28 protein-coding genes and 1 tRNA gene are annotated in these 26573 nt (G+C 44.0%); 13 read left to right on the forward strand and 16 right to left on the reverse strand.

What is annotated here, in order from left to right:
- Positions 1–257 precede the first annotated feature (257 nt).
- From BMX95_RS07175 to BMX95_RS07185, 3 genes are all read left to right on the forward strand, one after another.
- A complete protein-coding gene (locus BMX95_RS07175) occupies positions 258–1358 on the forward strand; it encodes an LptF/LptG family permease (protein ID WP_081201322.1) in 1101 nt (366 codons plus the stop codon).
- 181 nt (positions 1359–1539) lie between these two features.
- Positions 1540–2865, forward strand: coding sequence for a citrate (Si)-synthase, eukaryotic (locus BMX95_RS07180; RefSeq protein ID WP_081201324.1), 1326 nt, complete (start codon positions 1540–1542; stop codon positions 2863–2865).
- Positions 2866–3408: 543 nt separating this feature from the next.
- Positions 3409–3708 (forward strand): hypothetical protein, encoded by a 300-nt coding sequence (locus tag BMX95_RS07185; RefSeq protein WP_081201326.1) that lies wholly within the window; start codon positions 3409–3411, stop codon positions 3706–3708.
- Positions 3709–3711: 3 nt separating this feature from the next.
- Here BMX95_RS07185 and BMX95_RS07190 read toward each other — a convergent pair whose 3' ends face one another.
- Both BMX95_RS07190 and BMX95_RS07195 read right to left on the reverse strand, forming a co-directional pair.
- Positions 3712–4383, reverse strand: a complete 672-nt coding sequence (locus BMX95_RS07190; protein ID WP_081201328.1) for a hypothetical protein — start codon at positions 4381–4383, stop codon at positions 3712–3714.
- A 21-nt stretch (positions 4384–4404) separates the two neighbouring features.
- Complete coding sequence (locus BMX95_RS07195; RefSeq protein ID WP_081201330.1) at positions 4405–4920, reverse strand: hypothetical protein; 516 nt, start codon at positions 4918–4920, stop codon at positions 4405–4407.
- 163 nt (positions 4921–5083) lie between these two features.
- Between BMX95_RS07195 and BMX95_RS07200 the strand changes: the two genes are divergently transcribed.
- A complete protein-coding gene (locus tag BMX95_RS07200; protein WP_081201332.1) occupies positions 5084–6388 on the forward strand; it encodes an acetylxylan esterase in 1305 nt (434 codons plus the stop codon).
- Between the two features lie 51 nt (positions 6389–6439).
- On the opposite strand, the gene BMX95_RS07205 is transcribed toward BMX95_RS07200, so the two are convergent.
- On the reverse strand, positions 6440–7183 hold the full coding sequence (locus BMX95_RS07205) for a glucose 1-dehydrogenase (RefSeq protein WP_081201334.1): 744 nt from the start codon (positions 7181–7183) through the stop codon (positions 6440–6442).
- An 89-nt stretch (positions 7184–7272) separates the two neighbouring features.
- Here BMX95_RS07205 and BMX95_RS07210 point away from each other — a divergent pair, with 89 nt between their 5' ends.
- Positions 7273–7611, forward strand: a complete 339-nt coding sequence (locus tag BMX95_RS07210; RefSeq protein ID WP_081201336.1) for a winged helix-turn-helix transcriptional regulator — start codon at positions 7273–7275, stop codon at positions 7609–7611.
- A gap of 216 nt (positions 7612–7827) precedes the next feature.
- On the opposite strand, the gene BMX95_RS07215 is transcribed toward BMX95_RS07210, so the two are convergent.
- Together BMX95_RS07215 and BMX95_RS07220 are read right to left on the reverse strand one after the other, a co-directional pair.
- Positions 7828–8592: a LytR/AlgR family response regulator transcription factor gene (locus BMX95_RS07215; protein ID WP_081201338.1), complete on the reverse strand. Its 765-nt coding sequence runs from the start codon at positions 8590–8592 to the stop codon at positions 7828–7830.
- The gene (locus BMX95_RS07220; protein ID WP_081201340.1) at positions 8589–9590 is read right to left on the reverse strand and encodes a sensor histidine kinase; all 1002 of its coding nucleotides are present in this window, start codon (positions 9588–9590) and stop codon (positions 8589–8591) included. The genes BMX95_RS07215 and BMX95_RS07220 overlap by 4 nt, the downstream gene beginning before the upstream one ends.
- Before the next feature lie 157 nt (positions 9591–9747).
- Between BMX95_RS07220 and BMX95_RS07225 the strand changes: the two genes are divergently transcribed.
- From BMX95_RS07225 to BMX95_RS07245, 5 genes are all read left to right on the forward strand, one after another.
- Complete coding sequence (locus tag BMX95_RS07225; protein WP_081201342.1) at positions 9748–10536, forward strand: DUF1223 domain-containing protein; 789 nt, start codon at positions 9748–9750, stop codon at positions 10534–10536.
- A 37-nt stretch (positions 10537–10573) separates the two neighbouring features.
- Positions 10574–11011, forward strand: coding sequence for an organic hydroperoxide resistance protein (locus BMX95_RS07230; protein WP_081201344.1), 438 nt, complete (start codon positions 10574–10576; stop codon positions 11009–11011).
- 214 nt (positions 11012–11225) lie between these two features.
- Entirely contained in the window at positions 11226–13076 is a 1851-nt protein-coding gene (locus BMX95_RS07235) for a tetratricopeptide repeat protein (protein ID WP_133053958.1), read from the forward strand.
- 52 nt (positions 13077–13128) lie between these two features.
- Positions 13129–13374 carry a hypothetical protein gene (locus BMX95_RS07240; RefSeq protein ID WP_081201348.1) on the forward strand — a complete coding sequence of 82 codons (246 nt, stop codon included), beginning with the start codon at positions 13129–13131 and terminating at the stop codon, positions 13372–13374.
- A complete protein-coding gene (locus tag BMX95_RS07245) occupies positions 13371–13985 on the forward strand; it encodes an ATPase (protein ID WP_081201350.1) in 615 nt (204 codons plus the stop codon). Before BMX95_RS07240 ends, BMX95_RS07245 begins: the two co-directional genes overlap by 4 nt.
- A 10-nt stretch (positions 13986–13995) precedes the next feature.
- Here BMX95_RS07245 and BMX95_RS07250 read toward each other — a convergent pair whose 3' ends face one another.
- Positions 13996–14478 carry a YdeI/OmpD-associated family protein gene (locus BMX95_RS07250; protein WP_081201352.1) on the reverse strand — a complete coding sequence of 161 codons (483 nt, stop codon included), beginning with the start codon at positions 14476–14478 and terminating at the stop codon, positions 13996–13998.
- An 88-nt stretch (positions 14479–14566) separates the two neighbouring features.
- Positions 14567–15535 carry an aldo/keto reductase gene (locus tag BMX95_RS07255; RefSeq protein WP_081201354.1) on the reverse strand — a complete coding sequence of 323 codons (969 nt, stop codon included), beginning with the start codon at positions 15533–15535 and terminating at the stop codon, positions 14567–14569.
- A 91-nt stretch (positions 15536–15626) separates the two neighbouring features.
- Here BMX95_RS07255 and BMX95_RS07260 point away from each other — a divergent pair, with 91 nt between their 5' ends.
- The gene (locus BMX95_RS07260) at positions 15627–15986 is read left to right on the forward strand and encodes a winged helix-turn-helix transcriptional regulator (protein WP_081201356.1); all 360 of its coding nucleotides are present in this window, start codon (positions 15627–15629) and stop codon (positions 15984–15986) included.
- Between the two features lie 204 nt (positions 15987–16190).
- Positions 16191–16658: a pentapeptide repeat-containing protein gene (locus tag BMX95_RS07265; protein ID WP_081201358.1), complete on the forward strand. Its 468-nt coding sequence runs from the start codon at positions 16191–16193 to the stop codon at positions 16656–16658.
- A gap of 139 nt (positions 16659–16797) precedes the next feature.
- On the opposite strand, the gene BMX95_RS07270 is transcribed toward BMX95_RS07265, so the two are convergent.
- Positions 16798–17331 (reverse strand): hypothetical protein, encoded by a 534-nt coding sequence (locus tag BMX95_RS07270; protein WP_081201360.1) that lies wholly within the window; start codon positions 17329–17331, stop codon positions 16798–16800.
- A gap of 267 nt (positions 17332–17598) precedes the next feature.
- Positions 17599–17672: transfer RNA gene (locus BMX95_RS07275), tRNA-Ala, on the reverse strand.
- Between the two features lie 205 nt (positions 17673–17877).
- On the opposite strand from BMX95_RS07275, the gene BMX95_RS07280 reads away from it, so the two are divergent.
- Positions 17878–18444: a hypothetical protein gene (locus BMX95_RS07280; protein ID WP_133053959.1), complete on the forward strand. Its 567-nt coding sequence runs from the start codon at positions 17878–17880 to the stop codon at positions 18442–18444.
- A gap of 33 nt (positions 18445–18477) precedes the next feature.
- Here the strand turns inward: BMX95_RS07280 and BMX95_RS07285 are convergent, their stop codons facing one another.
- The 7 genes from BMX95_RS07285 to BMX95_RS07315 form a co-directional block, all read right to left on the reverse strand.
- The gene (locus BMX95_RS07285; RefSeq protein WP_090519327.1) at positions 18478–19653 is read right to left on the reverse strand and encodes a hypothetical protein; all 1176 of its coding nucleotides are present in this window, start codon (positions 19651–19653) and stop codon (positions 18478–18480) included.
- Positions 19654–19781: 128 nt separating this feature from the next.
- Positions 19782–20237, reverse strand: coding sequence for an SRPBCC family protein (locus BMX95_RS07290; protein WP_081201366.1), 456 nt, complete (start codon positions 20235–20237; stop codon positions 19782–19784).
- Between the two features lie 117 nt (positions 20238–20354).
- The gene (locus BMX95_RS07295; RefSeq protein ID WP_081201368.1) at positions 20355–20849 is read right to left on the reverse strand and encodes a hypothetical protein; all 495 of its coding nucleotides are present in this window, start codon (positions 20847–20849) and stop codon (positions 20355–20357) included.
- 93 nt (positions 20850–20942) lie between these two features.
- Positions 20943–21725: a hypothetical protein gene (locus tag BMX95_RS07300; protein ID WP_081201370.1), complete on the reverse strand. Its 783-nt coding sequence runs from the start codon at positions 21723–21725 to the stop codon at positions 20943–20945.
- 106 nt (positions 21726–21831) lie between these two features.
- Positions 21832–22491, reverse strand: a complete 660-nt coding sequence (locus BMX95_RS07305; protein WP_081201372.1) for an alpha/beta hydrolase family protein — start codon at positions 22489–22491, stop codon at positions 21832–21834.
- A 28-nt stretch (positions 22492–22519) separates the two neighbouring features.
- Positions 22520–24919: a T9SS type B sorting domain-containing protein gene (locus BMX95_RS07310; RefSeq protein ID WP_081201374.1), complete on the reverse strand. Its 2400-nt coding sequence runs from the start codon at positions 24917–24919 to the stop codon at positions 22520–22522.
- Between the two features lie 189 nt (positions 24920–25108).
- Positions 25109–26509, reverse strand: coding sequence for an aminopeptidase P family protein (locus BMX95_RS07315; protein ID WP_081201376.1), 1401 nt, complete (start codon positions 26507–26509; stop codon positions 25109–25111).
- Between the last annotated feature and the right edge of the window lie 64 nt (positions 26510–26573).

Consider the following 26573-nt stretch of genomic DNA (forward strand, 5'->3'; position numbering starts at 1 on the left):
ATGGTATTTTCGTTAGTAAGTTTTGGAAAGGGTAGAAGGCAGAAGGCAGAGATCCGCGACGCGGAGTTCCGCGCAGAGGTGTATCGCTTGCAGCTTTTCTTTCTCTGCCTTCTGCCCTTTGCCCTCTGCCTTTACTTTCATTCAGGGAAGTTACTATTTTAGCTGATTCCTAAAGTTTAACTAAGAACTAATGCCGGGGGTTAGCAAACTGCCCTTTTGTTGCTACATTTGTCGCGCCGTACATTGCGTGCTACCGAATGATAAAAAAAATTGATTGGTACATTTTAAAGAAGTTCATTTCCACCACCGTATTCATGGTGTTGATCTTCTCTGTAATTGCCGTAGCTATCGATACCAGTGAAAAGGCAGACGACTTCGTGAAATCGGGGTTGTCAACCGGCCAGATCATTACTCATTATTATTTAGGTTTCGTTCCCTTCATCATCTCCATGATCTTTCCGCTGATGGTGTTCATCGCGGTAATTTTCTTCACCTCATCAATGGCGGGGAAAAGTGAGCTGATAGCCATTCTGGCTGGCGGCGTCCGGTTCAACCGGATGTTACGTCCTTACTTTTTAGGGGCCGTGCTGCTGGGCGGTACTTTTTGGGTGGCTACCCAGTATTGGATCCCCAAAGCCATGTTGATACGCGCCAATTTTCAGGCAAATTATATCGATAATAAAAGCTCGTACGAGCAGGGCGAAGCCGCCAAACGTACCCGCAATTATTATTTCCGGGTAGATGGCAATACGTTTGCCGGCATGCGCAACTATGATACTGCTTCCAAATCGGCCAACGATTTTTATATGGACCGCCTGGATGGTTACAAAATGATCTATAACCTGCGGGCCGATTACCTGAGATGGGACACCGCAAAAAGAACCTGGAAGCTTCAGAATGCGGTAGAACGGAAGATCGTAGGGGTAAAGGAGATCACGAAGATCATTCCTGAAATGACCCTGAAAATAAACCTGAAGCCGAGCGAGATCAAGTTCGATAAATACCTGAAGGATAAAATGACCACCCCCGAACTGAAACGCTATATACAGGGCGAGGAGAGCCGCGGGGCGGAAGGGTTGAACGATTATAAAGTAGAACGTTACCGGCGCGACGCTAACCCGATTTCTGTATTCATTCTAACATTGATCGGCGTATCGGTAGCTTCCCGCAAAACACGCGGTGGAAGCGGATTTAATCTGGCAGTAGGTATTATTGCCGCAGCCTTCTTTGTGGTGATGGATAAATTTTCACTGACCTTTTCAACGAAAGGGAATTTTCCGCCCATGCTGGCAGCCTGGACGCCTAATATTATATTTTCAATTTTTGCAGTCTGGATGTATCGTATTGCTCCAAAATAAATGTATGCATTAAAGAAACATTAATATAGACCAACAATTGTTGTTTATTTCAATAGTAATCATTGCTGAATTAATTTTGTTCTTTTGAGAGGGTTTGTTATAACTTTAGCCAAAGTTTCTCCCTCACAATTATATATATGTTGTGATTTACTTTCAAATTTTCAAATAATCATACTGCATCATGGGAATACTTAAAGATCGGTTTAAGGTAAAAGCAGAAGCTCATGCGGCCGAGGTTAAAGAGCTGTTAAAGCAAAATGGTTCTAAAAAGATCGGCGAAGTTCAATTGTCCCAGATTTACCAGGGTATGCGCGGCATCACCGGCCTGGTGTCAGAAACCTCACTGCTCGATGCTAAAGAAGGGATCCGATTTCGAGGTTATTCGATCCCCGATTTACAAAAGAATTTACCAAAACACAATGGCGGTACCGAACCTTTACCCGAAGGACTCTTCTACCTGATGTTGATAGGCGAGTTGCCCGATGAAGAAGCGGTAGCCTATATCACCAGCAGCTGGCAGCGCCGTTCACATGTTCCCAATCACGTTTTTGCTGCTATTGACGCACTGCCAGTAACCGCTCACCCCATGACCATGTTTGTAACGGGTATTATGGCCCTGCAAACTGAAAGTAATTTCTCCCGCCGCTATGCAGAAGGCATGAACAAGAAAGACTATTGGGATGCCGTGTTCGATGATTCCATGGACCTGATTGCCCGTTTGCCCCGCGTAGCTGCTTACATTTATCGCCGTAAATATCATAACAACCAGCATATTCAACCGAATGGTCTGCTCGACTGGGCAGGTAACCTGGCGCACATGCTCGGTTTTGAAGATGAAAGCTTTAAAGAACTGATGCGTTTGTACATGACCATTCATGCCGATCATGAAGGGGGCAACGTATCGGCCCATACAACACACCTGGTAGGTTCTGCTTTAAGTGATCCTTACCTGAGCCTGGCTGCAGGTATGAATGGCCTGGCGGGTCCTTTACACGGCCTGGCTAACCAGGAAGTGGTGAAATGGATCATGGAGATGCAGCAGGAACTGAAAACAGAAGTACCTACCAAAGAACAAATAGAGACCTACGTAAAAAATACCCTTGCTTCAGGCAAAGTAGTTCCGGGTTATGGTCACGCTGTATTGCGTAAAACCGATCCCCGCTTCTCTGCTCAAATGGATTTTGCAAAACGCCATTTCCCTGAAGATCCATTGGTTCAGATCGTTTGGAATATCTATGATGTAGTACCGCCAATTTTGGAATCACTGGGTAAGGTGAAAAACCCCTGGCCGAATGTGGATGCACACAGCGGTGCCCTGCTGGTTCACTATGGCCTGAAAGAATACGAGTTTTATACCGTATTGTTTGGCGTAAGCCGTGCACTGGGTGTACTGGCCAGCCTTATCTGGGACAGAGCCCTCGGCTTTGCACTGGAGCGCCCCAAATCAGTAACTACCGACCTGGTAAAAGCCTGGCTCGATGGCAAAGACGATATCTGGGGAGATTAGTTAAGAACCACATTATTCTTTATATGAGGCTTCACCAAAAGGTGAGGCCTTTTTGTTATTAAGAGGCGGAAGGCAATGGGGAATAGGCAATGGGCAATGACAAGCCTCGCGATATTTAGGCCACCTCGTCAACTTTTCAGCAAAGCCTCCCCTGCCCCTCCGGTGGAGGGGGGAAATACAACCTCGCACAAGAATTCAACTTATTGTTCCTTCAATCCTTTCTCTGCTCTTTGTTTTTCCCTCGTCAACCTGTTAACTCGTCAACATATCAACTTCCTTCCTGTCTCTCTCCACCTAATCAACTCTCTTCTTCCCTTATCAACGTGTTAACCTGTCAACGTCTTAACTTAATTTTCGCCCTCTTTCATCCTAAGGTCATCCTGGGGTATTCCTAAGGTCATCTTAGGGTTATCCTTGGGTTTGAACCCTGGGATTAGCCTGGGAAAACCCTAAAAATACCTTAAAAAAGCCTAAAGATAGAAGGTCCCTAAAATTGACCTTAAGGTATTATTTAAGTATATTTAGAATACAAAAACTACCATTATGGCTATTAGTAAAAATGTGCTGTTGAGGCTGCTTTCGGGGCAGTTGAACAAGGAAATTGTATTCAAGCAATACGGGGATAAAACCGTTATGAGCAAGTATCCTAATATGAGTAATGTTGTCTTTACCGACAAACAATTACAGGTGCAGGAAAAGATGTATGAGGCTCATTTCCGGGCAAAAGGAATTATGGCCAATGAAGAATTAGCCAGCGCTGCCCAGGTACGCCTGAACGTTACCCGTAATAAACTGTATACGGCTTTAATTAAGGATTATTTTAAAAATCACAAGGAAGACTAGCTATTACCGCGGCCCCTTCTTTTTAATAAGCACACTGTATTTTGCGGGCAGTTTTTCTTCGTCCATAAAAATGGTATCCAAACCATTTTTTGCAAAGTCTATGAGGGTATAAAGATATCGTTCGTCGCGGGTGGTGTCTTTCGGGTTGTCAACACTGTTGTCCTGACCCTGAAATACCTCAATCAATGCCTGTATGTGCCTGCTGCTGGTATCTCTGAACAGCCAGCTTTTTTTGTACAGGTAATCGCCTGCATCGCCCCAGGTTTCGCCAAGCTCCATATAGGAAGTAAGGCTGTCTTTCCTTTTGTCCCAAAGGAATAATTTAATGGAGGATGGCTCGTATTCGGAAGGGGTTCTGGCCAATAAGCCCATGCGGGCGCTATCGAGCATGAATTTATAAATGGCGAAAAGCTCCGGGTTCTCGCTGGTATGGTGCTGCGCCATTTCTGCCGGAAACAGTTGGGCGCTCACGCTATCGATGATGCGGCCATTGAATACGCTGGTAGTGGTATCGGGCGAATGTACTTCCAGGGTGTCGAGTCCCATATTGAAAAATTGGGCAAACAGATCCTTAAAGCGGCCGTTATAGGGTGTGCCGCCTTTTGATCGTATAGGTTTGGGCTGATCGCAACTGAACAGGGTGACCAAACCTGCCAGGAAGAACAATTTTTTCATAACGGTAGTATTATTGCTAACCTAACACCCACCTTCGCCCCGCACTTTAAACGTAGTTTTTATTTTTTTACTGATAATTTGTATGGTGCCGGAATAGGTATACAGTTCATCTACCACCTTTTCTTCCTTCTTACGCACTATTACTTTGTAGCCTACGGCATAGTACACTTCAATGGAGCTGATGGCGGTTAATTGTTTCGACTCACGCCTGTTCTTTTTAAGTTCGATGTCTTTTCCTTTGATCCTGATCAGTGCGAAATCGCCCATGTCGGAGAGGAAAACATACTTTTCGTCGCTTAATTTGCAGGTGTCGTAGGTAAAAAATTCGCCACAGCCATCAATGGAACCGGGGATCGATTTAAGAAATTCCAATCTGGGACCGGTGAAAACAGGGGTAGCGGGCGTGGTTTTAACCGCCGCCTTTTTTTCGGTTTTTTTAGGAGTACTGGGTTTTGGTTTGCTATCCTTGGCCCCGTCGCTATCGGCACAATGAGCAAACACCAGCGCAGTTAATAGAATAACAGCAAATCTTTTCATCTTTTAAATCAGGTTAGGATACCGGGTAAATCGGGCGTAAGATACTGATTGTGCGAGGAAATCCATAACGTTACTGCTGTATTATGGATATTTATGATGTGATTTAGCCCTGGCTTAACGTAATTTACAGCCATTCCTTCACGACTAACCGGAATTATACACAATGAAAGCGAGCCACGTATTTTTAGCCTCTCTGATAAGTGTCTTATTGACTGTAACCGCCAGGGCACAGAATTCCCCAGCACCCCGTAAATTAATAGAGTTTGTACTTACCCCCGATGCTGTAGACTGGAATTATAAAGTGAATCAGTCTGCCGCTGTTCAGGTAAGTGTTTTCAGGTATGGCGTTCCCTTAAAAGATGCCACCGTTAGTTATGAAATGGGCCCCGAAATGTTGCCGGCCGATAAAAAAGGAAGCCTGGTTTTGAAAGACGGCCAGGGAAAAATTGACCTGGGAACCAGCAAAGAACCGGGTTTCAGGCAATTGGTGGTCAGAACCGAATACGGGGGCCACTCCTATAACGACCTGATAAAAGTGGCGTATTCACCCGATAAAATAGCACCCACGGTAGCCCTGCCTGCAGATTTTAACCAGTTTTGGGACAAGGCAAAAGCCGAGGCCGATAAAGTACCGATGGACGTTATAATAACGCCTTTGCCGCAATACGCAACGCCATCGGTTGAAGTATTCCTGGTGAACCTGCAGAATTACAAAAAGGGACAACGCTTATATGGGTATTTGTGCAAGCCCAAAGCGGCCGGTAAATACCCGGTGCTTTTTACGCCACCGGGAGCCGGGGTAAAAAGCATACTTCCTTCTCTGGCTTATGCAGAACAGGGGTTTATTAGTTTCAGTATCGAGATCCATGGCATTTCGCCGATGTTGGATGTTGACACGTACCGCAACATCAGCAATGCCTTTGGTGACTATATGACCGATAAGCTGGATGACTACGAAAATTATTATTACAAAAAGGTATACCTGGGTTGTGTGCGAAGTATCGATTTCTTATGCAGCCAGCCTGAGTGGGATGGAAAAAATGTGGTAGTAACGGGCGGAAGCCAGGGTGGGGCGCTAACTATTGTCACTGCGGCCCTTGATAAACGGGTAACCTGTCTGGCTGCCTTTTATCCGGCCCTTTGCGATATGACCGGCTATTTGCATAACAGAGCGGGCGGATGGCCGCATCTGCTGAATGCCCGCAGCCAGGCCGTTAATGATACCCCCGAAAAATTAAAAACCATCGGTTATTATGATGTGGTAAACTTTGCGCGACAAATAACGGCGCCGGGTTTTTATTCATGGGGATTCAATGATAATACCTGTCCGCCCACATCGGTTTTTGCTGCGGTGAATACCATCAAAGCACCCAAAACAATTGTTAATACACCTATTACCGGTCATTGGCGGTTTGAAGAAACCAACCAGGAATCTATTGACTGGATGAAAAAGCAGTTGGTAAAATGATTTTATCAAACAGGTCTGCCGTTGGGTAGACCTGTTTGATAAATATATTCCTTACAATGTCAGTCCGCCATCGATAACAAACTCTGAACCTGTTATAAACGAAGCACCCTCATCGCTTAAATAAGTAACCAGTTTGGCAACGTCTTTTGCGGTGCCGATTTTTTTAAGCGGAATGGTATTAAGAATATGATCATGAAGGTTTTGTACTGCAGTTTCATCCAGCCCTATTTTAGTCAATACTTCAGTTTGTGTTGGGCCGGGGCTTACAATATTTACCCTGATCCTTTTGGGGGCCAATTCAGCCGCAGCAGTTTTGGCTATTGAATTTAAGGCTGCTTTACTGGCCTGATATACTGAACTGTTTGGGTTATACGTAGCCGCTACAATGGAAGACAGGATCACCACTGAAGCGCCTTCAGGCAACAGGGGAATGAATTTGCTCAACGTGAAATAAGCCCCTTTGAAGTTAATGCCCATAACGTTGTCGAAGTTTTCTTCACTCATGTTTTCAATAGAACCTAAAGAGCCCACAATACCTGCATTGATAAAGAGGATATCTACTTTACCGAATTTCTGTTGAACGACTTTGTACAACTCTTCAGTATCTGTTATGTTTGCCTGATCGGCCACAAACGGAATGGCGCCTATTTCCTTTGCTGCTTTTTCAATGGCTTCTTTACGGCGTCCGGTGATGATGACAGTTGCGCCCTGAGCTACCAGGTCTTTTGCGGTTGCATACCCGATACCGCTGTTGCCACCGGTCACTATTGCTACTTTATTGCTAAACTTTTCCATAGTTAAATATTTTTTACAAAGGTATCGGGTGATTGGTATACTTTTGTTACCAGTATCATAGAGTATACCAGTCAGCAATTTAAACAACCATGAAAAGAGACCAGGCAGAAGAATTGAAGTCGTTACAGGATACCCTTTATTTTATTGGGGGGAAATGGCGCATTCCGGTTATCAATTCACTTTGTAATGGGAACCGGCGGTTCAGGGAAATAGAACGCAGCATTCCGGGAATAACCACCAGAATGCTGTCGAAAGAGTTGAAGGAAATGGAAATGAATAAATTGGTTAAAAGAACGGTGTACGACGATTCACCGGTAACTGTAGAATATGAGCCAACAGAATACTGCCGCACCTTTGGCAACATCATTATGGAAATGATAAACTGGGGAAGGGACCACCGCAAGTTTATTCAGAAAAATAAGGAGTAAGGCGGAGGGCGGAGGGCAGAAGGCAGAAAGAAAAGGCAGTAGGCAGTGGGCAGTAGGCAGTAGGAAATACAGTCCCAAGTTGAAAATCGGGAACCCTTTCATGTCTCACGTCTCACGTCTCACGTTTCTGAGCGGTAACCGCGTCGCGGTGAGTACCGCGTAGAAGTGTATTCTTTCTGCCCTCTGCCTTCTGCCCTCTGCCCTCTGCCTTGTATTTTATCGTTCTCCCATCCATTCCAGGAAGGCCGTTGTTTTTTCCTTGCCGATCAATAACTCGTCGGGGGTGGGCAATACCAGCTTTACAAACAATTTACGGGCAGAATAATGCTCTACTTCCTTAATGGCTTTAAAGTTTACCAGGTATTGCCTGTTGAGCCGGTAAAACTGTTTGGGCGATAATTGTTCCTGTACCGTTTCCAGGGATTGTGTGAGCGGAAAGGATTGGTTCTGAAAGGTCATGATGGTAGTGGTATCGTACCGGATATAGATAAAAGCTATCTGCTCTGTTGGAACGGTGATGTATTTGTTGTCTTTAAACACCAGGAAGCTTTCCTTGCCTTTATTGGCGGCACCTATTTTAGCCAGCAAGCCGCTCAGGTCGGGCTGGGTGTTTTGTTGGAAAAAGTTCTTCAGGTTATCTACTTTCTCAAATGCCTTCTGCACTTCTTCTTTTGAAAATGGTTTTAGGATATAATCAATACCGTTAGCCCTGATGGCGTCCAGTGCATATTCGCCAAAGGCGGTACAGAATACAACCGGGCAACGGAGTTGAACGGCCTCGAAGATCTCAAAAGCCAGCCCGTCAGACAATTGAATATCCATAAACACCAGGTCGGGCTGCTCATTGGAAGTAAAAAAGTTCACGGCGCTTTCAACGCTTTGTAAACTGGCAACAATCTGTGCGGTGGGGCGGATGGCCGCAATGGTGGTGGCCAGTGATTTGGCGGCTTTTATTTCGTCTTCAATGATTACGATTCTCATGCAACGGGCAGTTTTATGGTAAAGTTTGTATCACCAGATTCTATGATCACCTGTTTATCTAACAGGTGTAAATATCGTTGTTTGATGTTCTCCAGGCCTACACCGGCAGAAGCTTCTTTTGTTCTTTTTAACTGGATCCTGTTCTCGACAATGATAAACCGATTGTCTGAATAGATGCGTACCTTCAGTGGCTTTTCCAACGACACAATATTATGTTTGATACAATTTTCGATCAACAGCTGTAAGGTAAAAGGTGGCATGCTCGATGCATACAGGGCCTTGTCGATGTTGATGGAAATATCGAGCCCGTCTTCGAAACGGGCCTTTTGCAAAAAAATATAGGCTTCCAGCGTATTCAATTCTTCCGAAACAGGGATCAGATCGCACTTACGGCTTTCGAGGGTAAAACGGTAAAAGTCACTCAGCTTTAAAATGAAATCAACCGAATGCCTGTCGTTACTCTCTACCATGTATTTCAGGGTGTTCAAACTATTGAACAGGAAATGCGGGTTCACCTGTTGTTTTAACAATTCATACTGGGCGGCGAGGTTGTCCATTTTTGTGCGCTCCAGTTCAATGCTTACTTTTTGGTGCAGGTAATTCTGGTACAGGAAGTGAATGAACATGTAAAAGGTAACATTCACCAGTACACCTCTTACTTCTATCATTAACATGTTAGGACCAAAATCGAGGTTCGCGATCAACTCCTGTTGCAACAGTGCCAGTAAGAACATAACGCCTATACCCGTAACCAGGCTTATGATGAGGCGGGTTACCGAAAAGCCTTTGGCAATATCCCGGTGGGTATACTTTGGCAGCGTATAGATATTGTAATACCATACGAACAGGGCAAACAGCGCGGTAACGCTGCAATTGACCACTGTTTCATACAGGTTGAAAGGCCGTTCCGCAATTTTTGGAACAGCCATCAGCAGGCCAAGAACCAGTGAACTTAACCAGATGACTTTATTGGAGATGTTGAAGTTTTTTGTGCTCATTTGATGGTTCAAAAGTAAAATTAAATGGCTGAATATTGACGGCCTTAATTGCCCGGTTCAGGTGCCAATTCGCCTAACTGGGCCTTTTGTCGATTTTTATCTGGCGGGTTTGTCGTCAATTTGTGGAACAATTAAAAAACGCACTAAAACAAATTATATGAACTGGACAAAAATGAAGAAGATAGCAGGCTGTGTAGCCATCTCAGGAGTAGCGGTATGTTCCCTTTCATTAAATGATGTGGCCTGTCAAACACCGGCTGCCGAGAAACAGGAGCGTCAACTGGCTACCGGTGACAACAAAGGGTTTGCATTGGTGGAACTGTATACTTCGGAAGGGTGTTCAAGCTGTCCGCCGGCTGATGAGTTAATGGAAAAACTACAGGTGGAAAATGCCGGCAAACCGGTGTATGTGGTTGCCTTTCATGTGGACTACTGGAACCAGTTGGGTTGGAAAGATAAATTCAGTACAGCTGCCTTCACTTCCCGCCAACGTCAGTATTCCGACTGGATGAACCTGGAAACGATCTATACGCCGCAGGTAGTGGTAAATGGCGTGAGTGAGTATGTAGGTTCTAATGAGCGGTCGATTGTAAAAGCGATCGATGCTTCACTGAACAGGGGAACAGATAACGCCCTCACCTTAAAGGGTAGGGTAGATAGTGATAAAGTACAGGTGGCGTATGAAGTAACCGGTTCAACAAAAGATAAAACGTTATACCTGGCGCTGGTACAGAAAAAGGCAAGTTCGAATGTAAAGGCTGGTGAAAATGAAGGCCGTCATTTATCGCATGTACAAATTGTTCGCGAGCTGATACCTGCAGATATTTCCGGCAAAAGCACTACCGTCAAATTGCCTGAAAATTTGCAACAGGAAGAGTGGGAATTGATCGGCTTTGTTCAAAATAAAGACAATGGCTATATAACAGCTGCTGCCAAAATGAATTAATACTATCACATTACTAAACAATTAAAAACTTATAACAATGGAAACGTTAACATTCACAGCAACGCAGGTGGAAAAAGTATTATATACCGGTAAAACGCATACAACAGGTGGCCGGGATGGCGCGGCGCAAAGTTCAGATGGCCGGTTAAATGTAAAACTCTCAACGCCGGGTACAAAAGAAGAAGGAACAAATCCGGAACAATTGTTTGCTGCAGGATGGTCAGCTTGTTTCATTGGTGCTATGGGCATTGCCGCCAATAAATTGCGCATCAAATTACCTGCTGATACGGCCGTAGCTGCGGAAGTAGACCTGGGTACGGCCAGTGGAGGTTTTCTGTTACAGGCACGGTTAAATGTTAGTCTGCCCGGTTTGGAACCCGAAGCAGCGCAACAATTGATAGAAACGGCACACGCAACCTGTCCGTACTCAAAAGCTACCCGTGGCAATATCAACGTAACGATCAATCTGGTTTAAGGAGATAGGGTTTCATGGCTATACAACTGGGCTTTCCCGATACATCGGGAGGCCCTTTTTGTTTGGGGAAGAAATTAAAAAATTATTAGAAATATAGGCCTACCGGTAAATAAGTAGGGAATTTATCCCGGTAATCAGGTAATCTTATTGAATTAATGTGATTGTGCTGGAAAAGAGGGAATTCATTATTTATTTTGCCCTCCATTTCAAGCCCATGAAAAGATTATCCCAGTTTTTCGGAATGCTGTTGGTTACAGGCAGCGCTGTCTCTTCTTCGTATGGTCAAACTGCTGAAACAGCTATAACGCAATGGATGGAAGGCAACTTTAAGCAGGCGAAAAATACCGCTGCTGACGTAATTGCCGCCGATAAAAACAATGCGTTGGCTTACCTGGTACATGCAGGCGGACTTTTATACGAAAGCAATTCCGCAGCAGCACTGGCAGATATGGAGAAGGCCATAAAGCTTAGTCCGGGTAATGCGTTGTTTCAGGCAGAACTGGCCGAGTGTTACAAGGCACAGAGCAATATGCCGCAGGCAAAAAAGCAGGCTGAAAAAGCATTGGGTTTACTGCGCTCGCCCAAATCGGGGATGGAATACTTCATGCGTGCGTCGATGGAGAGCATACAATCAAAAACCGATGATGCTGTGGCCGATTTTACCAAAGCCATTGAATTGAACCCACGTTATGTACGGGCATACGCGAAGCGTGCCAGTTTGTATATGGACAAAAACCAAAATGACCTGGCCATGTCCGACCTGGCAAAAGCCGTTGACATCAACTCGCAATATGGTTACCCGTATTATCTGCGTGGAATTATCTACCACAATCAGCAGCAGTACGATCAGGCCATTGCTGAATATACAAAGGATATTAAATACGATCCCCTGCCAGGAGATTCCTATTTTAACCGCGCAGTTATTTACAGGATCCAAAAGAAGTATGATCTGTCAATAGCCGATTACAACAAAGCAGCTGAATTAACACCCAAAGATGCGGATGTGTACGGCAACCGGGGTAATGTTTACTATGATCAACAGAAATACGATCAGGCCATGGTCGACTACAACAAGGCCATTGAGCTGCTTCCCACAAAAGCCAACTATTACGTATTGAGGGGAAATGTATATCGGATAAAACAGCAAACGGACCTGGCATTCAAAGACCATAACAAAGCTATTGAGCTGAACCCTAAATACAGCTTTGCTTACCAGGCGCGCGGAGAGGATTATTACAGCACTAAAGAAGATGATAAAGCTTTGGTGGATTTTAAAAAAGTGGTTGAGCTGGACCCCCGCAATTCTTACGGTTTTATGTATATGGGTTTTATCCATCATAACAAGCAACAGTTTAATGATGCAATTACCTGTTATACAAAAGCCATCGAGTTCAATCCCAATAATATGGATGCTTATAATAACCGGGCAGCCTGTTATGATGCGCTTGGTAAAACAAAAGAGGCAAACGTCGACCGGAAAAAGTACAGCGACCTGGGAGGTACGATTACTGCAAGTGGTACATCGGGTAAAAAGATCCTGTATCCCGGCAGTACGTTTGATCCCGCAGCTGCGAAGGCTGCATTGAGCCGGGGACTGGCTACGATTAAAGGCCGTGCCTGTTCAAAATATGATGGCTTGCGATTTGATGCAGCCGGTGCCAAGGTGATCCTGATGCCGGTTACGCCTTACCTGCAGGAGTGGTACGATTTACGGGAGAAGAAAGAAGGTAAAACAACCTGGGTGTATATGTCGGACGAAGCTTATAAATACCGGATAGAAGCGGTAGCAGATGCGGAAGGCCGGTTTGTGTTTGAAGGATTGAAACCAGGAAAGTATTTCGTTCAGATAATCCATAACTTCAATCAGTTAAAAACGGCCAAAGTATATGATGGTTCCAACAGCTATCAAAATGGTCCGGTAATGCAAACAACCAATTATTATCACACGGAAAATTATACTGTAGAGAGAAGCGCCCGCTTCGAAAAGTTTGTGGAGATAGATGAGGAGAGCGAAACCAAAAAGATCACGCTGACGAGTGGATTGATAAAGAGTTGTGCGTTGTAGGTCAGTAAGTTATAGGTCCGGTTGAAATGGAGGAAATTTGTTATTTTTGATTATGGATTCAAAAGGGCAGAAATACTGGTTTGAATTAACGGCTGAAGAAAAAGAAAGCAGGTTAAAAGAAGCTTTGGAAGAAGAAATGGAAAAAGCTAAAGCAATGAATCTGCCTGTCGTTTATCGAAACGAATTATGCATAAAGCCCAATATGTTCATACATAAGTATCCCAATGGCCACACTGTTCTCATAGAACAGGATTCCTCCAACTCAGCAGTAAAAATAATTAAGGTCATACAACAATGAGTAAGCCTGTTCTATTTATAGTAGCAGGACCTAACGGCTCAGGGAAAAGTCTTTTCTCGAAAAAGTTAACGACAACAGATCTCGAAGTTTTTGATGGGGATAAACACATGACAGCTTTAATAAAAAAGTATCCGGAAACGGGTAGTGAAGCGCTGTGGTCGTTTATTAATGAGAATATTTTTGAAAAGCAAAAACGGGAAGTATTAGCTGCCCGTGTAAATTATGCTTTCGAAACCAACTTTAGTTCGCCGGACCCAATGAAGACTGCCAGGGAGTTTAAAAATGCCGGATACGATATTTACCTGATATTTATGGGACTAAATTCATTAGAAGAGTCTATACAAAGGGTGGATTATCGAGTATCAGGAGGTGGACATAAAGTATCCGAAGACTCAATTCGATACAATTATGAATTTGGCTTTAAAAATTTGTATAAGCATGTAGCCGAGTTTGATTTAGTTACTCTTTTTGATAATAGGATTTCTTCAATTGAAGAAATCGTTATTCCTTGCGAAATTTTGCGGCTTGAAAAAGGAAAAGTGTATTTACAGATGAAGGATTGCCCTGCCTGGGCTGAGCCGGTTATAGCCAGGCTACGTGATTCATTATAGGAATAGGTCACTACGGTTTTTCTCTGCCGATAAAATTGCCGGTCCCGGTTAAAAAGTCAATAGCCCTTTTGACATTCTTCTCTACACTTTCAGCTGTTTTTAAATTAGCGATATACCTTACAATTTCCTTTTTTCTGGAAGGAGGGAGGCTTTCAAACACTTTTTTAGCAGCGGTATTTTCTTTTAAAGCCTTCACCAGTTTGGGGTGAGGCTTGATGGTTCTGTTCGCGGGATCGAATTCAACACAAAGGTCAATTTTTTCTCCAATTCTTTCTGGCGATTTGTTAAGCATGGTTGTGTTGATGTATAACCGCCAGGCGCCTTTGTACTTTACCAGCGTTTGTTTATAGGCTTTATTGTTGACCGTTCCTTTAATGGGAATGTAGCCGGATTCTTTCCCTGCCTGTATGAAGATCTGTTTTAATATTCTTTCAGGCACAAATACAAAGGGGTTAATTCCAATGAGTTCTATGGCCGCCCTGAATTTATGCATAGGTAAGTGGTGTTATACTGCTAAAATAGCGTATAATAGCGACTCGCTATGGACAAACAAATTCTCTAAAAAAAAAGGTCCGCACGTTTTAATAAGCTTTTTGAACAGTTTTGAGGAGTGTACCCGGGTAGCCAGGATTTACAGCGCTAATATTATCTAAACGGGTAAGCTGGTCGTGGTTTAAGTGGATGTTTATCGCTTTAAGTCCATCTGCTATATGAGCAAGCGTTCGAGCTCCCATTATTGGAAATGCGTTTTGTCTCAGTGCCCAGGCTAGTGCAATCTGACCGGGAGTAGCATTCACTTCTGCTGCAAGTTCCTCCAGTAAATCAATGATTGTTTTAGTGGTTAAGTCTTCTTCATAGTTATCTGAAGTGGAGCGGGCCAGTCGTCCGGTAGCTCCATTACGATATTTTCCAGTCAATAGCCCTCCTGCTAAAGGTGAATATAACATAGTGCCCAGGCCGAAGTGTCTGGCCATTCCTAATAGCTCTCGATCGGCCGTTCGTTGTACCAGGTTATATTCAATCTGTAGTGCGGTAAGTGGTATAGTTGTTGCGATAGCCGCTGCTTTCCAGGCTGGAAAATTGGCCAGTCCGGTATACAGCACTTTGCCGGCTTTTACAAGGTCTTCCAGGCCCCTGGCTATTTCTTCTATCGGGGTTCTGCCATCATCGTAGTGCGGCATGTAAATGTCTATATAGTCTGTTTTCAGTCGTTTTAAACTGGCTTCAATAGCTCCGCGCATAGCTTTGCAATGATTGCCTTCATTGGCCGGAAGTGGATTTATTTCACTGCTGCGGGTATACTTCGTGCAGATAATATAGTTGTGGCGGTTAGATGCTGTAAATCTGCCCACAATTTCCTCTGCTTCTCCAAGCTGGTATTGATCGGCTATATCAAAAAAGTTACCGCCTGCATCAGCATAGGCTGCCAATATCTTTGGGATATCCTCCGCAGAGGCACCATACCCTCTTCGGGTGCCTAAGCTGGCCGCGCCTAATATCAATTCGCTTGCAGGCAAACCGGTGTTTGCTCCAAAAAGTTTGTATTTCATTGAACAAAGTTCTGGGGGTAATATTAATAAGTCAAGTACGGCTGAATTAAGCCGTATCTATTCCCTCACAGAAAATGCTGAAATTTGCTGTATGTACAAAAAGAAATTACCTGTAGAATTGGAGTGTGGGCTTCATGTGTTCCTGGAGGTGCTGAATGGTAAATGGAAACTAAACCTTATCTGGTGTATTTATTCAGGAATTAAAAGGCCTGGAGAGTTGCAAAGACGTATACCAAAAGCCTCGCGCCGGCTGCTGGATACGCAACTGAAGCAGTTAACGGATTTGGGTATCATTGCCAAAACCATCTATGATCAGCGTCCGGCCAGGGTGGAATATGAACTTACTCAGTTAGGTAAAACATTGCTGCCAGTAATAGAAGTAACAGCACAGTGGGGTGAGGAACATCGTGCAGCGTTGGAACCATTGCTTCAGGCAAGGGTAATCGGATAGGAGGAAATGTGTGTATATAGAGTTATTCTGCCAGCCGGCGCGCTATAAGCTAAAGATCTGCCTGAAGAGGATGACATGGCAGGCAAGTAGATTAAGACGCAATTGCCCCTTCAAAATGTCGCTTTATCCCCTTCTGATTCCAAGGAGAGCTGTTTACATTTGTAGTAACACCCCAACGAATTATATTTATTATAAACTATTCTTATGGACATCCTTGCCATACACAGCGCTACAAAAAAGATTGAGGCAGATGATTTTAATCTGGAAAATTCACGATTCATTAATGGTTGTATGAGTAACAGTCATCTGGAAAATATGATGATGGCGGGTACCACCATCATCAATGTTAACGCTAGCAATATGAAAATTGCCAATGCCAACCTCAGTGACCTGGAAATAGAAGGCGCTCAATTGGGCGGAGCCTATATCCACAATATCGGGATGCCGCCCAAAGATCATCCTATGCACGTGCCAGGTAGTACCATGCGTCCTGTGCGTTTTGAGGATTGTGAACTGCATGGCAGCCAGTTTAACCACTGCAATTTGAGCAATGCGCGTATAAAGAATTGCGATCTTAGCAATGTTGAGCTGACAAGCTGTAATATCAAAGGAATGACTATTAATGGATTTGCAGTTGAGGATCTGCTTAACGCAATTGACAATCGGAAATAAGCTTTTGTACGATACATGGAAGGATAAAAACCGGCTGAGCTAAGGTTCACACAACCCCGTAGTGGTTATATACCGGCTTATGGACTGCTGTTGGTTGGATTACGCGTTTGTCAAAATCGCTGCCACAATGAACTTGCTGTTACGGTATAAATTCATACAAAATATCGTACCTCAATTTACCCAACGTGTCGACTTGTAATTCTGAAAGAGATATTTTCTTTTTGTCTTTAAATATTATCTCTTCGTCAAATATGCTGTTGTCGTACCAATGTATATAAAGTCCGACCATTCCGATCATGTATTCGTTTATGGCTTCATGTAAAAAAACCATCCATTGAATGCGTTCTTTTTCACGGTCCTGAGCTTGAAAGTCAGTCTTTGTTTTGTCTGCAATCCAGTTCTTTATTTTTGTTTCACTCCATCCTTTACGCCTTAGCCGTTCAATATCTTTGGGCTGAATACCCTTACCTGCCGGATGGCTTTCAATACCGATGATAGAACCACAGTCACACTGTTTGGTTGTTGTGTTTACCAACTGTACGTTCTTTTTGAGTTGTTGGAAAATGAACTGATTTTGAAAAGGATTGTAGCCAAGTCCGTGTTTGGCAAATAAGGGTTTTATCATTTCAGTTTTAAGGTCTGCTGATAAAACAACATTAATATATTGGCACATATTGCTAAATAATAAATAATTGCAATTTAAGAATTGTGTTTTCAGTACCAGGTTTGCATTTGATTAATTCGTCATTTCATAGTCTGGGGGGACAATTTAAATCTACGATTATACTTCCATTCAAAGTTCCGAAGACAAAAAAAGGCCCGCATTGTTGCAAACCTTTGAAATACGTGGAGAATACCAGAGTCGAACCCGTGACCTTCCCCTTCGTTATAAAGTTCTGTAAAACAAAAAAGGCCCGCTTTACGCAGACCTTTGAAAGAGTGGAGAATACCGGAGTCGAACCGGTGACCTCTTGCATGCCATGCAAGCGCTCTAGCCAACTGAGCTAATTCCCCATAATATCGTAGTTGAACTGTAACCTTCCCGACGTATCAGGACTTTCTAGCCAACCGAGCTAATTCCTCAAAATTTGAGTTTGCAAATATAGGGCTATCTGTAAATTCAACCAAATATTTTATCTTCACCAAACGCCTGTAATTTTTAACCCATACCACCAGTATATCACCTATAATCCTTAAGAAACTTCTCATAATATCATTATTGACTTTGTGTTTTATTGCCTGTTCTGCACCTAACAAAAAGGACAGCAAACAAATCCAGGAAAACACAGCCGAAATAAAGCCTGGTCCGCAGATTAAAGAAAACACCGATCCCCAATGGCTCACTTATACTGACACTGTGGATGATTTCGTGGTTGGTTATAAGTATTCAAAAAACTATATTTCAGAGCATATGGAAAATGCCATGTGTATTGGAAAGCCTATTAAAGACGTAGATGCATGGCCAAGGAATACTATGAACTGTAGCTTGTGGATGGATGATATAGATGGTGGGAATGTAAGGCCAATTGACACCCTTATTCAATATTCAATGGATCAGCTTAAAGAAGGCGTTCAGCAATCAAGGAATTCCATCACCATTGCAGATGTAAAAGGCCTTCGGGTAATATTTGCTGGTGAAAACGATAAGAAGAAAATTTTAAAACAGGAGATCTTCTTTACTAAATACAACACATTTTTTGACCTTATAAACGATAGTCTTCCGGAGCGGGATTTTCAGGTGTACATAAACAGTTTGAAAATAGGAAAAACGAACGTAGCTCCTTAATTGATTCTTCACATTTTCAAAGGGCCCGGGAATTTACTGTATACATATCGAATTGGCGATCGCATTTTTTGTCCCATCAGTCAAGTTAACAACCTCCCCGTTTTTCCAATAGGCTGCAGTGGTAGAAGCTCCGGGGGCCCATTGATAACCAGCAACGTATACGTCGTCTCCGGCTACAAAGACAGCATTGGCGACAGATGAAACAGCTCCCGTTGTAAGGGTGGTTGGTACGCCGTTTTTCCAGTAGATAGCCCGGGAATAGTTATTGATAACCTGCTGACCGGCAATATATACATCATTGCCCGACACAAATATGGAATTGGCTGCCGATCTACCACCTATTGAATCGGTACTGAGATAAACTGGTACCCCATTTTTCCAATATAAAGCTAATGAGTTATAGGTACTGGTCAGTTGATAACCGGCAACGTACACATCGTTTCCCGAAACTGAGATAGATGTAGTGGTTGGATAACAATGGGTACCATTTGCAGCCTCATAAGTCGTTTCTTTGGAAAGATCAACAAGCACTCCGTTCTTCCAGTAACTTGCATTGTTGCCTGAAAAGCGGCTGCCTCCTGCTACATATACATCGTTTCCCGAAACAAACAGGCCGCTTACATAATCTGCATACATACTAACTCCATACTGGCCGCCACCTGACAGCCCAATAGTGTTAAAGCCGGGCAAGGGCGCGGCCACTCCATTTTTCCAGATGGTTGCCATATTTCCAATCTTCGGATATACCGCTGACGGCGTGGTATAGGGAACATGAAAGGTATCTTTGAAGTAATTGCCAATACCTGCAACATATACGTCATTATTAGAAATAAAAATGGAACTGGCAAAACCGTCGCGGGATGTATCTGGTAAAGCTGTAGGGACCTCATTTTTCCAGTATAAAGGAGAGGTGCTGAAATTCGAAATATTATTGAACCTGAATCCGGCAATATATACATCGTTCTCTGAAACAGATAGGGAAGAACTGCCAAAATTATATGCCACTTTCGACTGACCGGCCAGGCTATGAGCTACTCCGTTTTTCCAATAGACAACAGAATCGCCTATTGACCCAAGAATATATACATTCGAAGCAGGTGTATGATTTTCATCGCCATCCTGACCTGTTCTTTTTTTGCAGGTAGTGGTCAATAGTAGCAGACCCGAAACTATGAATAGGCAGTAAGCCGTTTTTGTTCCCTCTGACATGGGACTAAACGTTGTTTGATAGATATAAAGTTATTGCAGATTATTATAAATACCTGTTGTAGTCAGGAATGTAACAACTTTGTAACTTATATCATAAACCGATATATCTGGCACCGGTTCAACACTCCCTAACCTTGCAATTGCGGGTCCAGTATTTCGGTAAGCTTATCTATCATCCTGCCCCAGGCCTCTTTGCTTTTCTCCACAAAATCTTCCTGGCCGCGCGGCATTTCATGCGTCAGTGTTAGTTCGCAGCCCTCTATTACCGGTGCAATCTCAATAACAATGCGCGATTGATCACTGGCAGCCTCTTCTTTTACTCCCCAGGTAAATACCAGCCGGTTAGGACGGTCAACTTCAACAAACTCACCCGTGTGGCTGAAGGTTTTTCCCTGTCTGCGAACTACATAGGAATACTTGCCGCCAACCCAGGGCTCATTTTCAAGGCTTACAATTTCTTCCTCCCTGATTTCCGGGCCAAACATAAAACGCCCAATCATTTTCGTATCGAGAAACGCATCGAATACACGTTCGGCCGGTACTGAAAATAACCCCTCGGCCGTAGCTGTAACAGGTAGCTTCATAACATAATTTATGGTTTGCGCATCAAAATTTGTGCCTTCAATTTCCTATAACAAGAAGGCCCCCGACTGGTCGGAGGCGAACTTTAAAGCGGCAGAGAAAATGACGGAAGTTACTTTTTATTGTTTTTGTTTATCAAGATCGCCTATTAAAGGAATTTCACGCATCACATTTGCCCGCACATAGGTTTGCACATACATTTCGAGTTGTAGAAATTTGGCGGCATTTCTGGCACCCATTATAGTGCTGAATTTTTTAAAATAGGTCTGGTGAAGTGTATTGTATTTTGCATCGTTGTTTAATATGCCGGTAGCCAGCTTTTCAGCTTTCGCATTATCGAGGTTTTGATAACCGTTTGCATATTGTTCAATAAGATCTATTCGCTCTCTCCCAATTACCTTTCTCTTATCTTCATATTCATCATACAGTTTCCAAAAGGCAGCACTGTCTTTTGCCGACAGTTCCATATAATCTTTAACCAGGTCTTTTTTGTCTTTACCAAAAGCCGACTGTATAATGTCGATATCTTCTTTATTACTTTGCGCCATCACAAATGAAGAAAGGGTCAGCAGCCACAAAATGAAAACAGCAGCATAAATAGAAGGCTTTTTCATATTCTGAATTTTGATGTAAACTACAAAACACAAATCGAATAGTATGCAAATAAAGCCATGTAACGGTTAAATAGCCAGCAAACAAATGGATCTTTACCGAAGGCTTTTACGTATGTCGATAATGGCCTGCTTGCCAATATTCCCTTTCATCACACCGCGCATAGGCCGCCCCAGGTCGAGTGTTATATAAGTAACCATGGAGGAGAATAAAGCAAATGCTATAATAATGATCCAGTCTTTTTGTTTTATGTCCTTACTGGTATAACCACCAATAAAACTGGTAACCAGTCCAAGTATGAACAACATATATATGATGAGATCAGGCACCCTGGCATATAAGGTCATCTCTATTGTTGTAGCAATATCGAACATGCTATTCAGCGCGGGAATCATATTGTTTGAGGGAATGATCATATTGGGGCCTTTTGATTGTTGGGCCACCCGCCGCCATAATTCTATACGGGCATTTTCAGCGTCCAGCCTTGCTTTATTTAATAGATCCGCATCGGCAACATGGTCATAAAAAGAAACGCGGGCATCGATGTATTTTTTGAAATCTGCACGGAAGGCATCCTGTACGCTGTCGGTATAAAGGTCTGAACGAAGCAACGCCGTACCGATATTATTGGCTTCTTCAATTATTAGATCGCGGACGTTTGAATATCGTGAGGCAGACATGCCAAATGTAAAGGCGAGTATAAAGGCCGATAAACCAAATATTGCATTAAGCAGGAAGCTTATACCTTTGGTTTCGCTCTCTTCCTGTTTCCATTTCTTACCGGCTATTCGACCCAGCTGGACCATAAACAACATGGCAACAAACAAAAGCAGGCAAAGTATCAGCGCATCTGTTCTATGAATAAAGGAATTCTCCATTCTGTGAAAGAATGATTGAATGCCTGTGTAAGGTAACGGGAAGACAAAAAAATAAAATGGTTTGGGAATGCTTAACAGTTAACTGTAAACAGGTTTACTGTTAAAATTACTTCTTTAGTATTTTGCTGGTCCATTCACTGGTGGCCTTTACCAATAAGCTCATGGTGTCCTGTTTGCCCGCTTTGAAACTATGATCAGCCCCTTCCAATTTCACCAGTTTGGCTTTCTTGAGCGAACCGCATACCTCTTCTATCAGGTCCCATTGTGCCAGCGTATCTTTTGTACCCTGTAGAAAGAGCATGGGTACCTTCACCGCTTTTAAATGCTCGGCGCGGTCAATAGATGGTTTGCCGGCTGCATGCAAGGGAAAACCGTAAAAAATGATCCCTGTCACTTCCGCTTCAGGGTGGGTTGATAAATATTGCGAAGACATTCTGCCACCAAATGATTTACCTGCTGCAAACAGCGGCAGGTCGGGAAACAAGTCCCGTGCTTTGTTTATAGCCGCTTCAATGGTTTGATGGGCAACAGCCGGCGTATCGGGACGGCCTTTTTTATTCTCCGAAAATGGAAAATTGAAACGCATGGTACCAATATCAGCGGCCGATAAGGCTTCAGACAACGAAACCATAAAAGAGTGGTCCATACCGGCGCCCGCGCCATGTGCCAGCGATAACAGGCAGGTGGCATTGGCTGGTACATCATAAGCGGCGGTAACTTTTCCAATTGTGTCCGAAACCGGTATCGTGATCCGTTTAGTACTCATATTAGCTGATTTCTGCGCTAAAGGTAGATCATCTTAGCAATACAACGGCGCCTTTGTGGTTGTGAAAATGCCCAACTATATCCTGCCATTGGCAGGTGTAGATATAAGTACCGATTTGCGGCATTTGTCCATTGACACCGCCATTCCATCTTTTTGACTGGTCTTTTGTTTGAAAGATCAGTTGTCCCCACCGGTTATAAACCGACAGCTGATAACTTTTCATTTCACAACCACTCAGGTGTGGACCGAAGCTATCGTTCAATCCATCGCGATTGGGTGAAAAGGCATTGGGGAACAGTACACATTTGGCAAAGACAGAATCGCAATAAGGGGCCGTAACGGTGGCTGAGTCGGTGGCGGTACAACCCGTATTATCTGTAGCCGCTACAATCATTTTTGAATGGTCGTAAAACGGTGTGGTAAATACATTGCCTGTATTGCCAGACCCATTCCAGCTATATCTCACCCCTGCACTGTTGCTCAATAATGTGGCTTTGAAAGTAACGGGCTGGCTAGCGCAGATATTGGTGTCTTTGGGGCTGATGGAAATTCGTAACTGCTCCGATTGAAAAATGGTGAAGGGCTCAGTAAGCGTACAGCCATAATTGTCCTTAACTATTACAGTGCCCGGCCCCGGTGGCAGGTTGGCTAAAGTAGTTTGTGGGTTGAAGGGACCATTGTTAACAGAAAAGGTATATGGCGGCGAGCCGTCCTGTACATTGTTGATTATAATGGTGCCGGTTAACAAGCCACAGTATGCATCCTTTCTGGTATAGGCTAATTTTTGTGGCGCTGGCACCGGAGAAATGGTTACCTGCTGCTGTAATGCGCAGTTGACCGCGTCTTTTACTGTAATGCTGTAATTGCCTGCAGGCAGCTGCGTATATTGGGGGGTGTTACTAAAAGGCTGATTATTGATGGCATATTGAAAGGGCGGCGTTCCGCCCTGGATATTACCAATGCTCAGGCTGCCATCGTGCTGATTGCAATGGTCACCTATAGCTGTGACATTATACCCGTGGACCCCATTAGGGGATGCGGGGAAAATAATAACAACAGTAGTATCCCTGCCTGAACCTGCATCTGTAACTTTTACATTGTACGTGCCGGCACATACATTGTTTATCGTGGGCGTGGTAGCGCCAGTGTTCCAGGTATACAGATAATTGCCACTTCCGCATCCGGCTTTTACTGTTATGGAGCCATTGCAATTGCAGGCTGTCGGCAATTGGTAGCTGGTATCTACGGCCAATGGCGCATTGGGTGCATATTGAACCGTGAACGAATCCACCCGGTTGCAGGTTTCGGAGGCGGTTTGATAATTGAGGTAATATTTACCGGGATCAAGCGCTTTTACTTTATCACCGGGAACAATGGTGCCGTTGGCGGTTGTCCAGGAAATGCCCGTTATACTAACATCGCAGAGAATAGGGGTTACTTTGCCTTTTAGTAATACGCCAATCGTATTGCAATAGGATGGGTTGCCAGCCGCTTCGATACTTGTTTTGCCAAGGCAGGTGGGCGCCTGGCAGAGTTCGTTATAAGCTGCAAATCCATATGACATCAACCTTATGTCAGGTGGGACAACCGAAGCACGGCTTACATCCAGCGTAACAGGATCGACCCGGCGAATTGCATCGCCGTCAGCCACATACAAATTTCCATCAGGCATACCTACAATACTGAAGTAAGCTGCCAGTGGATTATTGTTGCCGGTAAAGTTCTGCGCTTTTACTTCGCCGGTTCCGAGGTTGATACTTACTAAAGTATTCAAAGCGCAGGATTGATAAAGCATTCCATTTAAAAAGGTAAGATCTCCGGCAGGGGTCAGATTGAGGTATTTCAGATCAGCCACCGTACATACGCTATTGCTTGCAATATTGTATTTTAAAATTTCCAGCGACGCCAGACTTTTGGTTACATATATATTCCCGGCTCCATCTGCCGTCATGGAGTTGCCACTCATATTCCCTGGTAGTGAGTTATTTACCGGGGTTATAGCGGCTGTATTGGGATCTATTTCACACAGGTAAGGAGAAACGCCTGTCAGTCCATATAACTTTCCATTCGAGGCCCAGGTAACATCGAGCATAAGCATCGGTAACTTTCCAATAACATGCTGAACGCCTGTGTTCAGATCTATCCAGTAAAGATCGCTGCTGCCGGAAACACTCCATATAATGGAGTTCGGTTTGCAGTTGTTGGGTGTTGCTCCTGCGAAGTAACAGGTGAAGTCCTGGTCATCTACAAGGCCGTTATTATCGTCATCGATATGGTTATTACAGACCTCGGTAGCAGCGGTTGTACGTAATGCCGATTGGAAAATGAACCTGGGAGTATCCAGGGCTTTAAAATAGTTACCTGCAGGTTGGGAGAAAGCAACCGGCGCATACGACAGGAGCAATATCAGGCATAGCTTATGTTTCATGGCAAGAATAAAAAGCCGGGTATAATTGGTATTGCCCGGCTCTTTATGATCTGAGTTCTATTTACAGCGCTGCTTTAGCGAAATGTTAATTTCAACTAAAGTCAGTTTTCGACAATAGCTATTTAGGGTTGCTGGTTCATTTGCAACCCGGTCTGATGAGTTCCCTACTTTCTGGTTTGGCTGATTGATCTATCCCTTGCGCAACGCTTCTATGTCTTCCAGTTTCCTGGGCAGTGATTTACCCAGTTTCCTGCTGCCACTTTCTGTGATCACAAAATTGTCTTCGATGCGTATGCCTCCAAAGGTACGGTAATCGTTCAGCACATCATAATTGATGAACGAGGTGTGTTTTTGTTCTGATTTCCAGCGGTCAATTAATTCAGGAATAATATATATACCGGGTTCAACAGTAAGTGTAAAACCAGTTTTAAGCGTTTTGCCAAGCCGAAGCGATTTCCAGCCAAATTCGGTGCTTTTCTTTAACTGGTCATCATATCCTACCAGGGGTTCGCCCAGGTCTTCCATATCGTGTACATCGAGGCCTATCATGTGGCCCAGTCCACACTGAAAGAACATGGTATGCGCACCGGCTGCCACCGCTTCCTGGGCATTGCCTTTCATTAATCCAACAGCCGTTAGCCCTTCTGTAAGTTTAATACAGGCCTGCGTATGTACTTCTTTATATTGAATGCCAGGGCGAAGTAAGGCAATAGCGTGTTCCAGTGCATCCAGCACCACATTGTATAGATCGCGCTGGCGGGTAGTAAACGTTGCGGCTACCGGAAAGGTGCGGGTAAGGTCACCGGCATAATGCCCGGTGGTCTCTGCACCTGCATCAACCAGCACCATATCTCCGTTCTGGATGGTATTGCCATGATAATGGTTGTGCAGGGTTTGCCCGTTAATGGTAAGAATAGTGGGGTAGGAGAGGCGTCCGTAATTGGCCAGGGCAATGGCTTCTACTTCAGCGGCCAGTTCATACTCCTTCATACCGGGGCGGGCATGTTGTATAGCCGCCAGGTGCATATCGGCTGAAATAGAGCAGGCTTTGTCCATTTCCTGTAATTCGGGTGCTGATTTTATTTCACGTTGCGCTATAACCGACCGGATCAATGGCTCTGATACAAACTGTTGTAACTGCTCTATAGAACAATGTAACAGGGCAGCCAGCTTTATTTTATTTTCCGGCCGGTACGGTGGTAAAATATGTATAGGTCGTTGTGCTTTGCGGGCTTCCGCCAACAGGCCGGGTAGTTTTGACAGGTTATCGCTTGTGGCTATGCCAACAGTTTCGGCCAGCTCCTGAACCAGGGGCTGGGGGCCCGTCCAGATAATATCGTCGATGCTGGCATTCTCACCAAACAGTATTTCCTTGTTGTTATCCAGATCAAATATAACAGCCAGCCCCGGCTGGTCAAGCCCTGTGTAATATAAAAAGGTGCTATCCTGTCTGAAGGGGTAGCAGTTGTCTTTATAGTTCATGCTGCTGTCTTCATTGCCTAACAATAAAACCAGGCCGGTTGACAAGGTTGATTGCAGTTGTTGACGTCGTTGTATATATACTGAACGGTCGAATGCAGGTAGGTTCATGTATTTTTTTTCGAATTTACGAAGATGGCCTGACCCAAAAATAAAAAAGCCATTCTGTAGACAC

Origin of the sequence: Niastella yeongjuensis, from assembly GCF_900110245.1 — a bacterium.
Taxonomy (GTDB): domain Bacteria; phylum Bacteroidota; class Bacteroidia; order Chitinophagales; family Chitinophagaceae; genus Niastella; species Niastella yeongjuensis.